Origin of the sequence: Pontixanthobacter sp. (assembly GCF_049682855.1) — a bacterium.
Lineage (GTDB): Bacteria > Pseudomonadota > Alphaproteobacteria > Sphingomonadales > Sphingomonadaceae > Pontixanthobacter.
Window position 1 is genome coordinate 16,955 of record NZ_JBAUIK010000016.1, and the last position, 13,424, is coordinate 30,378.

The following is a 13,424-nucleotide window of genomic DNA, read 5'->3' on the forward strand; positions in this document are numbered from 1 at the left end:
TCATTGCCCTTGCCCGGCACGCGCTTGACGCTTACCGGCGGCGGCATGAGCACAGCATCTGAGATAGTTCGTATCGCCGCCAAGGGTGACGGCATCACAGCCGATGGCCGCCACGTCGCAGGCGCAGTGCCTGGTGACAGCGTGCTCGCCGATGGCACATTGCGCCGCGGACCGCATTATGTCGATGCGCCGTGCCGACACTTTGGCCGTTGCGGTGGCTGCCAGTTACAGCATGCCGATGAGGCCTCGCTATCGCAGTTCGTGACATCGCGCGTCGCCAACGCGGCGGAGGGGCAGGGGCTCCGCGTGGGGGACATGCTGCCCACCTATCTTTCCCCGCCGCGTAGCCGTCGCCGCGCGACATTGCATGCGATCAATAGCGGGGGCGGTCCGCTGATCGGGTTCCGGGCGGCTGGATCGCACACGATCATTGGTTTGGCACAATGCCATGTCCTGCGGCCGGAATTATTTACCGTCATTACGGCCCTGCGGCAATTGCTCGCTAAGAGACGGGGCAAATATGCGGTTGATATCGAGCTGACGCTGGTCGATCAGGGCGTTGATTGTTCACTGAAAAACCTGGCCATTGAGGGGTTGGAGCAGACCGAGGGTATTCTCGATTTCGCCCGCGAGCAGCGATTGGCCCGGCTCACTCTGGATCAGGGGTATGGCCCGGAAACCTTGTGGGAGCCCGAGCCTGCCGCGATCACGCTGTCTGGTATTCCGGTGCCGTTTCCCAGCGGAGCGTTTTTACAAGCCACTGCCGATGGCGAGGCGGTGCTGGTGCAGGATACGCGCGATTGGCTGGCGGGCGCAGCAACCGTGGCGGATCTGTTTTCTGGCCTGGGTACATTCGCCTTCGCGCTGGCGGGCCAGACCAAAGTACTGGCAGCAGAGGCATCGCGCGATGCCCATCTGGCATGCAAATTGGCAGCCGGAATTTATCGCAAACCTGTCCATTCAATTCACCGGGACCTGTTTCGGGGTCCGCTGCAATTGGATGAGCTTAATAAATTCAGCGCGATACTGCTCGATCCGCCGCGCGCCGGTGCCCGCGATCAAGTGGGTCTGATGGCGCAAAGCACGGTGGAAAAACTGGTCTATATCAGCTGCAACCCATCCAGCTGGGCGCGCGATGCGAAAACTTTGTCCGAAGGCGGATACCGGTTGGAAAAACTGCGCGCTGTCGGCCAATTCCGTTGGTCAACGCATGTCGAATTGTCCAGCCTGTTTGTCCGCGATGATGCAGGCAGCGTGTAGGGTCAACACCCGTATATTCTGCGGGGCGTGGTCGATAGACCCCTTAAGTTTTCAAGACTTCTAAAATTTGCTGTTCAAGCCATTGTTTTGCATGGGGTTCGACATAGGCGTGGCTGGCCCCGTCACAGCGGTAAATGCGCGGATCATGCGCCATCCAGTTGCTTTCAAACGCCTGCGCTGTGCGGTCACGCGCGGCGAGCAGAAAGCGGATAGGCCCGTTGAAACCCTCAATCCCGGCGGCCATATTGCGGGCGAGCGGAGTAATGTCCTGATTGCTGGCGGCGGCCTGGCGCAATCCCGATACCAGTTTGCGCATATCGACCCCGCCGGTCACCAGGCGGAGCAGCTCTTTGGGATTTTTTAGCTTTTCCGCGTAGCGCGAACGAATGGCGGTGGGCGGCGGTGCGCCAGACGCATCATCCTCAATTGTCCACGGATTGGACAGGATCAGCCCGTCCAATCCGCGCCCCTGTGACAGCATGAGCGCACTGGCAGCATCGCAATTGCCAAACCCGAAGACCTGCTGCATCTGCGGTGCCAGCGCGCGAAAGGCCGCTACTGCCGCAGCGATATCCTTACCGCTGTTGCGGAAGCCGCGATTTTCGCCGTCACTATCCCCGATACCGCGCCGGTCAAACCGGAACACGGGAAAACCTGCTGCCGCGATATTTGCAGCCAGCCGGGACTGCCCGGAAAACGTACCCGAGCGGATTTCGTTGCCGCCGCTAACAATTAGCAGGCCGGTTTTGCCCGGCGCATTGTCTCGCGCGGTATCCAGCGTGCCAGCCAGCGGCAACCCCTGGCATTCAAATGTGAGCGGCATCCGGCTCATTGGTCACTCAGCCCGATAGCGATCATCGCCGCGAGCGCATCGGCCTGTTCGGGATCCTCATCCGGTTCAGCGCGCATCCACAGCCCCGCTCCGCCAACCATGCCCTGCTCAATATCGAGCAAACGGCCGCTGACAGGTGTCCTGGAACCGGCCAGCGATGTGAAGAGCTGCGGCCCGATGTGCCATCCGGCAAGCTCTATGCCCGATGCCCGGCCTGATGCCTCCAGATCGGCGCTGGTTTCCTCGATGCCAGCCTCGCGCGCGGCAATCATGCGGGCGCGGATCATGGACCGAATGAGGCTGCTGCCGCCGGTCGGGGCGTAGCGCCAGCCGGGGAGATCATCAGGGGCCAGCAAAGCGCCAGAGCGGATTGTCAAAAGATGGGTTGCCTTGAAAAATAGAGCGGCGGTTTCGACGGCAAACCGCCAATCCTCCAGCGTCTGCTCAGCCAATGGTTCCAGACTGTCATTACAGCCGGGCAAGTCCGGCAGGATGCAATCTATGCCTGACAAATCAAGCCGGTGCATGATTTCCACCGTCTGGCGGCGCATCTTGTTCGCTTCATCAAACAGACTTGGCAATATCAGGATACGGTGCGCCCGGCCGTCATCAAATGTCAGCGCGGCCTCTTCACATCTACCGCCGCCGGGTAATGGCGCAGTCCAATGGGTGAAACTGCGCATGGCTCAGCCGGTGACGGCTTTGGCCTCGGCAAACGCCAACAGACCACCAAACGTTTCGAGCATTTCCCCGTCCACATCATCATCATCGATGATAATATCCATCCGGTCTTCCATTTCGGTCAGCAAACCGGCGACCGCCATCGAATCCAGTTCCGGCAAATGTCCGAACAGCCCGGTATCGCTGTCAAATGTTTCGACGTCATTGCTGTCTAGGCCCAGCACATCACACAGGATCGCGCGCAGCTGTGTATCAATGACATGCCGCGATGGGGCCAGACTTGGCGATGTGGAACCAGACGCTTCTGCATCTGCATCATCATCCGGTTTCGGTGCGTTGTGAGTGCTGTTGGTCACGCGGTCCCCGTCCATTTGCATCCATTCCCTGAATTCGCGGCCATTAGGCTCGGCGAGCCCCTTAGCTTTACGGCGGAAATCGTGCAACCCGGCTGGTGTCAGCCGCCCAGGCCGGGCAGTGCGCGCTTCGCCAGTGCGGGCCAGGCTTTGGGCTGGCGCGGATCAAGGCAGTCTAAGCGGTATCGCGGGCGGTCCATTTCCATCCAGTCGCGTTTATACGCATCGTCGCCAGTGCCGAAATCGACCAGAGTGACACGGTCTGTATCAATGACATGCTTGAAGAGAGCCGCGGTAAGAGTGGTCCCTGCCGATAGCTGCTTATGCTCTTCCAGATGGGCGAGTTTGTGGATGTAGGCGGTGCCGTTTTCGACAGTCCAGAACTGCGCCGCCACCGGCAGCGCGCCGTTAAGGGCAACGGCCAGACGGATACGTCCTGCTGCGCCTTCCTGCCGGGCGAAAGCGCGCAGCATTGCTGTATCGCCTTCCTTGGGTTTCCAGCTGTGCCGGTAAATCTCTTCATAAGCGGCCCACGCTTCCGCATCGAAATGGTCATGCAGCGTGACATCCACTTTCTTGGCTTTGCGCTTCAAAGTGGTGCGCATCCGGCCCGATCGGCTCGCCCAATAGGTATCAAAACTGCGATTATTCACTTCCAGAACATGATTGTGATCGCACGCCTCGCGCGTGACTGACCATCCGCCACTGGTAAAGGCCGTCTCCAGCATGGTCGCGGCGCCATGTTCGTCAGGCACCGGCCAAACCGTAACGCGGTGAGTCTGCGTCCGCAATGCGCTGGCGACCGCCCGCAACAGTTCCGCATCGAGCGAGCCAGCCGGTTCCCAGGTGAAATTATACCAATTGGCCAGCGGTTCCAGGCGGCCATTGGCGCGCATCAGGGGCAGGGCGGCACTGCGCGAACCATCATGAGCTGCAGCGATCAGCGGCACCGCGCCTGACTGAACCAGCAGCTCGGCCCATTCAGCGCGGCCAAACGGCCCCGATTTCGCCGGGGTGCAGGGGGAGAGTTTTTTACTCATTCCTTGCAAGACATTAACTGTGTCGTGATAGCTGACGCTGACCAACGGTTAAATTTCCTTCTGCGGAGCCTGAATGCCCGAATCACCTGACCCGAAGCCAAAGCCGCTCGATCATCTGCCTCGGTGCGGTGCGGATGAAAGCCCGGCATTGGTGCTGCGTGATCACACGCTTAGCTACAAGGACTTAAAGGACCGTGTCGCTCGTCTTAGTGGCTGGTTAAGGCATCGGCTGCCGCAGACCGGCGCGCGCGTGGCGACATGGGCGGCCAAGACCGAGCTGGCCTGTCTGATGCCGCTAGCTGCTGCGCGGGCGGGGCTGGTGCATGTGCCGATCAATCCGCTGCTCAAACACGGCCAGGTGGCGCATATTCTGGCCGATAGCGGGGCGAAAATGCTGCTCGGCACCAAAGCGCGTCTGGCGACCCTGGAAGAAGGTGACGTGCCAGCGGATGCCGTGTGCATTGACGAACTGGACGTTCTGGCGGAGCTGGACGCGGTGACCAATCTGCTTGGGCCATCGGCTCACAATCCTGATGATCTGTGCGCCATTCTATATACCAGCGGTTCGACCGGCCGCCCGAAAGGCGTTATGCTGAGCCACGCCAACCTCTGGCTTGGCGCGGTCAGTGTGGCGCATTATCTGGGTGTGCAGCATGATGATGTAACGCTCGGCGTGTTGCCATTGTCATTTGATTACGGTCAGAATCAATTGCTCAGCACCTGGTATGCAGGCGGTTCGGTGGTGCCACTGGATTATCTCTTCGCCAGAGATGTCGTGCGGGCCTGCGCGAAATATGGCGTAACCACTCTGGCTGCGGTGCCGCCCTTATGGGTGCAATTGACCGAACTTGACTGGCCCGGGGAATCGGTCACCCCGATCCGGCGCCTGACCAATAGCGGCGGCGCGCTAACCAGCGATATGGTCGCTGATTTAGGCAGAATTTTCCCGCAGGCGCGGCTGTTCCCGATGTACGGCCTGACAGAGGCGTTTCGCTCGACCTATCTCAAGCCCGAACTGGCCGATGCGCACCCCACATCAATGGGCAGTGCAATTCCGTTTGCCGAGATACTGGTGATTGATGATGATGGCGGCGTGGCTGCGCCTGACACGGAGGGCGAGCTGGTACATTGCGGGCCGCTGGTGGCGCAAGGTTATTGGCAGGACGAAGCGCGTACTGCAGAACGGTTCAAAGCTGCTCCGCCATCGTCGGAATATGGCGGGGTGGCGGTCTGGTCTGGTGACCGGGTCAAGCGGGACGCGAGCGGGCTGCTGTATTTTGTCGGGCGACGCGATTCGATGATCAAGAGCGCAGGTAACCGGATCAGCCCCAATGACATTGAAGAGGCAGCGCGTGCGACCGGGTTGGTGGCAGAGGCGGTGGCTTTGGGAATCCCCGATGCGCGCCTTGGCCACGCCATCCATCTGGTCGCTAGAGCGGCGGCGGACAGCGCGGATGCGGCCACGCAGGTGCCCAGAGCCCTGGCGAAAGAATTGCCCAATTTCATGCAGCCGCACGCCATCCATTGGCGCGATAGTTTGCCGGTCAATCCCAACGGTAAACTGGACCGCGGCGCCATTCTGGCGGAGATTACCGCTCTGGTCGAACAGCGCGCAGCACAGGATGACACTCCATGAAAGCCAAACCTCTCGGCCCGATCCCTGCCGGTTATGATGTAAAGGATGGTGAGCTTGCAATTGGCGGCATGACCGCGCGTGCACTGGTGGCCAAGGCCGGACGGACACCGGTGTTTGTGTATTCGCGCGAGCATCTGACGCAGCGTGCGGCTGATTTGCGAGCCGCATTACCCGCTAATATTCACTTGAATTACGCGATCAAGGCCAATCCCTTCGCGCCATTATTGCAGCATATGGCGCAGCTGGTGGATGGGTTTGATATTGCATCCGCTGGCGAACTGGTCATGGCGCAGGATGCCGGGCTTGATCCGGAACAGATCAGCTTTGCGGGGCCTGGCAAACGCGATGCGGAGCTGGAAGCGGCGATTGCTGCAGGCGTAACGCTCAATCTTGAATCGGAGAATGAGGCGCAGCGCGCGCTGGCAATTGGCGCGCGGCTGGGCATTGCGCCGCGATTGGCGATTCGGGTTAATCCGGATTTTGAACTGCGTGGTTCGGGCATGAAAATGGGCGGCGGGGCCAAACCTTTCGGGATTGATCAGCACCGCGTGCCTGCCTTGGCCAGGCAAATACTGGCATCTGATGCACAGTGGTGCGGCCTGCATATCTTCACCGGCAGTCAGGCGCTGGGCGCAGAGGCGCTGATAGAAGCACAGGGCAATGTACTTGATCTGGCCGATCAGCTTTCGGATCAGATCGGTGCGCCTTTGCCTAAACTGAATATGGGTGGCGGCTTTGGCATACCATATTTTCACGGTGACGAGCCCGTGGATACGCGCGCCATCGGGGCAGCTTTGCAGACACGCATGGATGCTTTGCCAGCGAATCTGGCTGACACATATTTCTGTATAGAGCTGGGCCGGCACTTGGTGGGCGAGGCCGGGGTATATCTGGCCGAGATCATCGACCGCAAGGAAAGCCACGGCGTGGTGTACTTGGTGACCGATGGCGGCCTGCATCACCAATTGGCGGCATCGGGCAATTTCGGGACTGTCGTGCGCCGCAACTATCCCTCTGCAATCGCGACCAGATTTGACGCGGAGCCGGAGGAGATTGCCAATATTGTCGGCTGTCTATGCACCCCGCTGGACCGGCTTGCGGATAATGGCGCGTTCCCGCGTGCCGATGTCGGCGATCTCGTGGCAGTCTTTTGCGCAGGTGCTTACGGGGCGACATCGTCTCCGGCAAATTTTCTCGGCCACGGTCCGGCAGCCGAAATACTGGTTTAAGGTCCCGTTTACCTATTGGACCCAGGCCGTCCCGCTTTGGGACTATGCCATACTAAACGCCCGTAAACGCAAAAAGGCTAACGGTATGTTCACCCTTTTTAGCGAGAAAGCATCCCAGATAACGGGTGTGTAGAACCGGGTAGCTCCCGATCTGCGCCATTTCACCCGTCACCAAAGCCCGTAACCGGGAAGGATGCGCATAGATGTTTAGTAACCGTTTTCCAAAATTGCTCGCAGGCAGCGCGCTGGCCGCGCTCGCGCTGTCAGGCTGCGCGTCTGGCGGTAGCAATACGCTCCCGCCGGCGACATTCGTGTCGATGCAGGAGGGGCCAAGCGAGGAATATCTTATCGGCCCGCTGGACGAGCTGACCATTCATGTATGGCGCAACCCGGAACTGGGCGCGGACAAAATTCAGGTCCGCCCTGATGGCCGGATCACGACGCCGCTGATTACCGACATGCCCGCGGTGGGCAAGACGCCGTCCATGCTGGCCCAGGATATCCGCCTGCAGCTCTCGCAATATATTGAAGAGCCGCTGGTATCGGTGATTGTCAACAAATCAGAAGGCGCCATCAGCCAGCAGATCCGTATTATCGGTGCGACCAGCAAGCCAGCCTCGCTGCCCTACCGCGCGAATATGACCGTGCTGGACGCGATGATCGCGGTGGGTGGTCTCTCTGAATTTGCCTCGGGCAACCGGTCCAAGCTGGTCCGCTTCAACCCGGCCACCGGCCGCCAGGAAGAATACAAGCTGCGTCTCAACGATCTGCTCCGCAAGGGCGATGTTAAGGCCAATGTGCTGCTGCGCCCGGGTGATGTGATCATCATCCCGGAAAGCATGTTCTAAGAGATCGGCCCGATAGATGAACGAAGTCTTTGAAGATTTACGCGCCGCACTATTTTCTGTGTGGCAACGCCGATGGCTCGCGCTGGCGGTGGCTTGGGGCGTGTGCCTGCTCGGCTGGCTGGTGGTCGCGATGATCCCGAATCAATATGAATCCGAAGCGCGTATCTATGTGCAGTTGGACGATGCTCTGGCTGATCAGTTGAAGATCCCAGGCAGCACCGAACGCGAAATCACCCGGATTCGCCAGACGCTGTCCAGTTCGGTGAATCTGGAAAAAGTGATCCGTTCCACGCGCCTTGGTGAAGATGTCACCACGCAGCGCGATATGGAAAACGCGATTGAAAACCTGACCGAGAAAGTCACGGTCAAAAGCGAAGAGGACAACCTGTTTGAACTGAAAGCGGAAATCGGCCGCGGTGATCTGTCCGACGGCGAAAACGCCCAATTGGCGCAAAGCGTTGTCCAGAAGCTCATCGATATTTTCCGGGAAGAAAATCTGGCTGGCAATCGCGGCAACATTGCCGAAACCATCGTGTTTCTTGACCAGCAATTGGAAGAGCGGAAGCTGGAACTGGAAGCTGCCGAGCAGCGCCGTCTGGCATTCGAAGCGGAAAACCCCGATTTGATCGGCGGCACCTCCACACTCTCCACCCGGATGGGAATATTGCGTAAGGATATGCGCGATGTCGATGCCGATCTGGCCGCAGCGCAAAGCGCCCTTGCAGCCATTAATGGCCAATTGGCGGGGACACCGCGCACCATCGTAACCGCTGGTCCGCAAGGCGGTGCGCGTGCTGCACTGGCCGAGGCGCAAGGACAATTGGCCAGTCTGCAAGCGCGCGGTCTGACCGCAAGCCACCCGGATGTGATTGCGCTCAACAAACAGATCGCTTCGCTGCGCACTCTCGCGGCGAATGAAAATCCGAATAGTGTCGGCTCCACCAATCCCGCTTACAGCTCGTTAATCGCGATCAAGGCGGAACGGCAGGCCAATGTCCAGGCGCTATCGTCGCGCAAGGCTGCGCTCAATTCCGAGCTGTCTTCTCTTCTGGCGAGCCAATCGACAGAGCCAGCCGCTGCCGCAGAAGCCAACCGGATCAGCCGCGATTATGAAGTGCTCAAAGACAAATATGACGAGCTTCTTCAAGACCGCGAGGAGATGAAACTGCGCGGCAATCTGGAATCGGAGCGCAGCTCGTTCAAATTTGAAGTAATCGACCCGCCCACCACACCGCGCAGTCCATCGGCCCCGAACCGGCCATTGCTGCTGATCGGTGTCCTGCTTGCCGGATTGGCAGCGGGTGTCGGTGCGGCCTTTGCCATCGGTCAATTGCGTTCGACATTTGCCACAACCGCCAAGCTGGAGCGGTCGCTTGATCTACCGGTTCTGGGTTCGATTTCACAAACCATGACCGATGCCGCCCGCGATCTGCGGACCAAACGGATGCGGTATTTTATCGCCGGATCATCTGCCCTTGGCGGATTGTGCGTTGTGCTTCTGGTCGTTGAATTCGTCCAGCGCGGCATGGTGGCTTGAGGAGATAGCTATGACAGAACATCGCAACATTCCTCTGCCTGAAGACGGTAAGGAAAATAAGGAAAGCTCACTATTCGAACGTGCAAGCGGTGCGTTTGGGTTCGACCCGTTCAAGGCTGCGCCAATTAAAGGCACGCTTCCCGAACGCGAAATGAAGCGGGCAAAAGCGCGCAAGAAAGCCGATCAGGACAAGCAGGACGAGCTGGCTGCCCGCACTGCAGCGGCGGACATCGTAGAGCCTGACACTGCGCCTGCGGAGCAGCAAGAAGACGCCGCTCCGAAAGCCAGGACACCAGCCGTTCCGGCAGAGTATGAACCCGCGCCGGAACCGGAAACGGCCAGAGCCAATCTGCCCGTTGCGCGCGCCTCGGCTGATCTCGTGGTCGACCAGGATATTGGCGCGATCGCCCTGTCGGGCAAGAAATTCCAGATCGACCGGGATCATTTGCGCGATAAGGGAATGATCGTCCCAGAGGCAGCGACAACCGCGCTCATCGAAGAATTCCGTATCGTCAAACGGCACATATTGAGCGCGGCGAGGGAACGCGGAACCGCGCAATCGCGCCGTGTTCTGGTCTGTTCGCCGCATCCAGGCGAAGGCAAGACTTTCTGTTCGACCAATCTGGCCATTGCGATTGCGGCGGAGCGGGATAGCGAAGTTTTGCTGATCGATGCCGATTTTGCCAAACCGTCGGTTCTGTCCACATTGGGTCTGCCCAAGGGGCCGGGCTTTATGGATTGTCTGGCGGACCATTCGATCAAGCCCGAAGAGCTCGTGATCGGAACAGACATCCCAGGATTGTGGGTTCTTCCCGCTGGCAATCAAACCAATTCCGACAGTGAATATCTGGCAGCGGACCGGACAGCAGAAGTGCTGAACCGGTTCACGATGGGCGCGCCCAACCGGATGGTCATTTTCGATACACCTCCCGCGCTGGCGGCGTCTCCTGCAGCCGAGCTTGCCCAACATGTTGGACAGGCCGTGCTGGTCGCCCGTGCGGATAAAACCGGACAATCTGCTTTGGAGGATGCCTGTCAGCTCCTCTCGGCTTGTCCAGACATCAAGCTGCTCCTTAACGCGGCGCAGTTCAGCCCAAGTGGCCGAAAGTTCGGCTCTTACTATGGATATGGGGAATAACCCGCCATGACTAAATATACTATTCTGGCGCTCGGCGCTGTTGCATCATTTGGCTTGTCCGCGCCCGTTACCGGGCAGGATTTCGGCGGCGGTTCCGGAGGCAATTTCGGAGACGAAGTGACCGGCGGTGAAAGCGGCGACGGCAGCAGCGAGCAAGGCCGCGCCAATCGCGTGCAAGTGAGCCCTTATATCGAAGTGTCGCAGATCGCGGTGGCGGAACTGTCGCCCGGTGATGATGTGGTCACGTACACGCAAGTCGCCGCGGGCGTCGATGCCTCTGTCACTGGCCGTAACAATGGCGGCTCGGTGTCTTTGCGGTATGAACGCAATATCGGCTACGGCGATGAGGCGCTGGACAGCGACACCGTGACCGGCATCGCACGCGGTTATGCGTCTGTCGTGCCGGGCACTCTGACTGTTGATGCAGGCGGCCTTGCCGCGCGCACACGGGTTGACGGCAATGGCGGTGCAACATTCAACGCGCTGAACGGGGACAACACCGAAACCCGGACCTATTCCGCCTATGCCGGGCCGACGCTTAGCACGGAAGCCGGACCGGTCAATATCGATGCGAATTACCGTGTCGGTTATACACGTATCGAACAGCCTGATGCGATCGTAACCGCTCCGGGTGCAGCAGCGATTGACGTGTTTGATGACAGCATCAATCAGAGCGCAGCCTTGCGTTTGGAAACACCTGCTGGCCGCGCTTTGCCGGTTGGTGTGGGCGTGGAAGCAGGCTGGGACCAGGAAGATGTTTCCAATCTCGATCAGCGCGTGCGTGACGCTTATGTACGTGCCGATGTGACCGTTCCGGTCACGCGCTCGCTCGCGGTGGTGGGGGGCATCGGCTACGAAGATGTCGAAGTATCCAGCCGCGATGCGGTGCTCGATGTCAATGGCAATCCGGTGACCGGCGATGATGGCCGTCTGGTGACGGACACATCGCAGCCGCGCCAATTGGCCTATGATGTTTCCGGCCTGATCTGGGATGTTGGCGTCGCCTGGCGGCCAAGCGCGCGGACATCGTTGGAGGCGACGATAGGCCGCCGGTACGATTCGACCACCTATTACGGTAATTTTGCCTGGGCACCGAACAGCCGCAGCTCGGTCAACGTCAATGCCTATGACACTGTGACCGGATTCGGTTCGCAGCTTAACAATGCGCTGGCCAATCTGCCAACGCAGTTTGCCGCAAACCGCAATCCATTGACCGGTGACTTTAACGGCTGCGTCAATGGACAAGACGGCGCGGCCTGCCTTGGCGGCGCGTTCAGCTCCATCCGTTCCTCTGTCTTCCGTTCACGCGGGGTCGGGGCCAGCTATCAAACCACCGTGGCCGGTCTGACTGCCGGGGTCGCGCTGGGATATGACAACCGCCGCTTCATCGCCGGCGCGGGCACAGCTCTTGCTGCTGCCAATGGCGTTACGGATGAAAGCTATTACGGTACGTTCTTCCTGCAAGGCGAGATCGACCGCAATTCCAGCTTCTCCACCAACGCCTATGCCAGCCTGATCGAGAGCGATTTCGATCTGGCGGGTGATGTGTTGGCCGTGGGTGCATCGGCTGCATATCGCCGCAATCTGACATCGCGTCTCTCCGCACGGGCCGCCGTTGCGGTTGACCGGATCGACAGCGACGCAGCCACTGAAGACTTCACCACAGCATCGGCCCTGCTTGGCCTGCGCTACGATTTCTGATCCGGGGGACCAACCAGAATGTTTGATGATTTTTATGGCTTAACTGGGCGGCCGTTCCAGCTAACCCCCGATCCGAATTTCTATTTTGAGAGTGCGACCCACCGTAAGGCGTTGTCCTATCTCGGATATGGTATGGCGCAAAGCGAAGGCTTTATTGTCATCACCGGTGAGGTGGGTGCGGGTAAATCCACGCTTGCGGCGCATTTGATGCAGAAGATCGACCGCGATCAGATGACGGTGGGCCAAGTGGTCACTAGCAATCTGGACGGTGATGAACTGGTCCATATTGTCGCGCAGAGTTTCGGGCTGGAAGTCGCGGGCCATGACAAGGCCACCGCATTGGGGGCGATTGAAAACTTCCTGCATGAGGAAGCCCGCGAGGGCCGCCGAACTTTGCTGGTGGTGGACGAATCGCAGAATCTCTCGGTCGAGGCTCTGGAAGAGCTGCGCATGCTGTCCAATTTCCAACTGGGCTCGCATCCTTTGCTGCAACTGCTGTTGCTGGGTCAGCCGGAATTCAAAAAGGTGTTGGCCGAGCACACAGAACTGGAGCAATTGCGCCAGCGCGTAATTGCCGCGCATCATCTGGATTCAATGGAACCGGGCGAGCTGGAGCCATATATCAAGCACCGTCTGGAATGTGTCGGGTGGACCGGCAATCCTGATTTCGATCAGCGCGTCTTCGCCGGTCTGTACGAAGCCACTGGCGGTATCCCGCGCCGGGTTAACCAGGTGGTGACACGCTTGCTGTTGCTGGGCGCTGTCGAACAGCGCACCCGCATTGACAATGCGATGCTGTCTGCCGTCCTCAAGGAAATGACGGGGGACAATACGTTTCCCGAAGCGGCCCCGAAACCGATGCAGAAGCTGGCCCCGGCCCCTGCGCCCGGTCCGGTTAAGCATGTCCAGGCGCCGGCTGCGCCATCCGCAGATGTCGCCAGAATGCTGGCGCAACGCGATTCGCAGATCGTTGAATTGCAGCAAGCCGTGGTGGAACTTTCGCGCAAGGTAGAGGCTGATACTGGCAGACAATTGCCAGACCATATCGCACAGCAGATAACCGCAATGGACAACCGGCTGTCCGAACAGGAACGGATGGTACGCCATATGCTGACGATGCTGATCGAATGGGTCGAAACCGGCAATGCGCCGCGTGCTGTTGCGTAAGG

General features: G+C 59.4%; 12 protein-coding genes. 8 read left to right on the forward strand and 4 right to left on the reverse strand.

Going from position 1 to position 13,424, the window contains the following annotated elements:
• The first annotated feature begins 45 nt into the window (after positions 1-45).
• The gene (locus tag WA922_RS10075; protein WP_424771569.1) at positions 46-1,260 is read left to right on the forward strand and encodes a class I SAM-dependent RNA methyltransferase; all 1,215 of its coding nucleotides are present in this window, start codon (positions 46-48) and stop codon (positions 1,258-1,260) included.
• A 43-nt stretch (positions 1,261-1,303) separates the two neighbouring features.
• Here the strand turns inward: WA922_RS10075 and WA922_RS10080 are convergent, their stop codons facing one another.
• The 4 genes from WA922_RS10080 to WA922_RS10095 all read right to left on the reverse strand — a co-directional run bounded on the left by WA922_RS10080 (position 1,304) and on the right by WA922_RS10095 (position 4,166).
• Positions 1,304-2,092 (reverse strand): hydrolase 1, exosortase A system-associated, encoded by a 789-nt coding sequence (locus WA922_RS10080; RefSeq protein ID WP_424771570.1) that lies wholly within the window; start codon positions 2,090-2,092, stop codon positions 1,304-1,306.
• Entirely contained in the window at positions 2,089-2,775 is a 687-nt protein-coding gene (locus tag WA922_RS10085) for a hypothetical protein (RefSeq protein ID WP_424771571.1), read from the reverse strand. The genes WA922_RS10080 and WA922_RS10085 overlap by 4 nt, the downstream gene beginning before the upstream one ends.
• Positions 2,776-2,778: 3 nt before the next feature.
• Positions 2,779-3,144, reverse strand: a complete 366-nt coding sequence (locus tag WA922_RS10090) for a phosphopantetheine-binding protein (protein WP_424771572.1) — start codon at positions 3,142-3,144, stop codon at positions 2,779-2,781.
• An 83-nt stretch (positions 3,145-3,227) separates the two neighbouring features.
• Positions 3,228-4,166 carry a GNAT family N-acetyltransferase gene (locus WA922_RS10095; RefSeq protein WP_424771573.1) on the reverse strand — a complete coding sequence of 313 codons (939 nt, stop codon included), beginning with the start codon at positions 4,164-4,166 and terminating at the stop codon, positions 3,228-3,230.
• Positions 4,167-4,239: 73 nt separating this feature from the next.
• Here WA922_RS10095 and WA922_RS10100 point away from each other — a divergent pair, with 73 nt between their 5' ends.
• From WA922_RS10100 to WA922_RS10130, 7 genes are all read left to right on the forward strand, one after another.
• Entirely contained in the window at positions 4,240-5,802 is a 1,563-nt protein-coding gene (locus tag WA922_RS10100; protein ID WP_424771574.1) for an acyl-CoA ligase (AMP-forming), exosortase A system-associated, read from the forward strand.
• Complete coding sequence (locus tag WA922_RS10105; RefSeq protein WP_424771575.1) at positions 5,799-7,031, forward strand: pyridoxal-dependent decarboxylase, exosortase A system-associated; 1,233 nt, start codon at positions 5,799-5,801, stop codon at positions 7,029-7,031. The genes WA922_RS10100 and WA922_RS10105 overlap by 4 nt, the downstream gene beginning before the upstream one ends.
• Positions 7,032-7,234: 203 nt before the next feature.
• Positions 7,235-7,879, forward strand: coding sequence for an XrtA/PEP-CTERM system exopolysaccharide export protein (locus WA922_RS10110; protein ID WP_424771576.1), 645 nt, complete (start codon positions 7,235-7,237; stop codon positions 7,877-7,879).
• A gap of 16 nt (positions 7,880-7,895) precedes the next feature.
• The gene (locus WA922_RS10115) at positions 7,896-9,416 is read left to right on the forward strand and encodes an XrtA system polysaccharide chain length determinant (RefSeq protein WP_424771577.1); all 1,521 of its coding nucleotides are present in this window, start codon (positions 7,896-7,898) and stop codon (positions 9,414-9,416) included.
• Positions 9,417-9,426: 10 nt separating this feature from the next.
• Entirely contained in the window at positions 9,427-10,554 is a 1,128-nt protein-coding gene (locus WA922_RS10120; RefSeq protein WP_424771578.1) for a capsular biosynthesis protein, read from the forward strand.
• 6 nt (positions 10,555-10,560) lie between these two features.
• Positions 10,561-12,255 (forward strand): preprotein translocase subunit YajC, encoded by a 1,695-nt coding sequence (locus tag WA922_RS10125; protein WP_424771579.1) that lies wholly within the window; start codon positions 10,561-10,563, stop codon positions 12,253-12,255.
• 18 nt (positions 12,256-12,273) lie between these two features.
• Positions 12,274-13,422: an XrtA/PEP-CTERM system-associated ATPase gene (locus WA922_RS10130; RefSeq protein ID WP_424771580.1), complete on the forward strand. Its 1,149-nt coding sequence runs from the start codon at positions 12,274-12,276 to the stop codon at positions 13,420-13,422.
• The last annotated feature ends 2 nt before the right edge of the window (positions 13,423-13,424 follow it).

Excerpts from the sequence above, each read along its gene's own strand:
- WA922_RS10075 (WP_424771569.1), top strand. The coding sequence starts at position 46 with ATGAGCACAGCATCTGAGATAGTTCGTATCGCCGCCAAGGGTGACGGC.
- WA922_RS10080 (WP_424771570.1), bottom strand. The coding sequence starts at position 2,092 with ATGAGCCGGATGCCGCTCACATTTGAATGCCAGGGGTTGCCGCTGGCT.
- WA922_RS10085 (WP_424771571.1), bottom strand. The coding sequence starts at position 2,775 with ATGCGCAGTTTCACCCATTGGACTGCGCCATTACCCGGCGGCGGTAGA.
- WA922_RS10090 (WP_424771572.1), bottom strand. The coding sequence starts at position 3,144 with ATGGACGGGGACCGCGTGACCAACAGCACTCACAACGCACCGAAACCG.
- WA922_RS10095 (WP_424771573.1), bottom strand. The coding sequence starts at position 4,166 with ATGAGTAAAAAACTCTCCCCCTGCACCCCGGCGAAATCGGGGCCGTTT.
- WA922_RS10100 (WP_424771574.1), top strand. The coding sequence starts at position 4,240 with ATGCCCGAATCACCTGACCCGAAGCCAAAGCCGCTCGATCATCTGCCT.
- WA922_RS10105 (WP_424771575.1), top strand. The coding sequence starts at position 5,799 with ATGAAAGCCAAACCTCTCGGCCCGATCCCTGCCGGTTATGATGTAAAG.
- WA922_RS10110 (WP_424771576.1), top strand. The coding sequence starts at position 7,235 with ATGTTTAGTAACCGTTTTCCAAAATTGCTCGCAGGCAGCGCGCTGGCC.
- WA922_RS10115 (WP_424771577.1), top strand. The coding sequence starts at position 7,896 with ATGAACGAAGTCTTTGAAGATTTACGCGCCGCACTATTTTCTGTGTGG.
- WA922_RS10120 (WP_424771578.1), top strand. The coding sequence starts at position 9,427 with ATGACAGAACATCGCAACATTCCTCTGCCTGAAGACGGTAAGGAAAAT.
- WA922_RS10125 (WP_424771579.1), top strand. The coding sequence starts at position 10,561 with ATGACTAAATATACTATTCTGGCGCTCGGCGCTGTTGCATCATTTGGC.
- WA922_RS10130 (WP_424771580.1), top strand. The coding sequence starts at position 12,274 with ATGTTTGATGATTTTTATGGCTTAACTGGGCGGCCGTTCCAGCTAACC.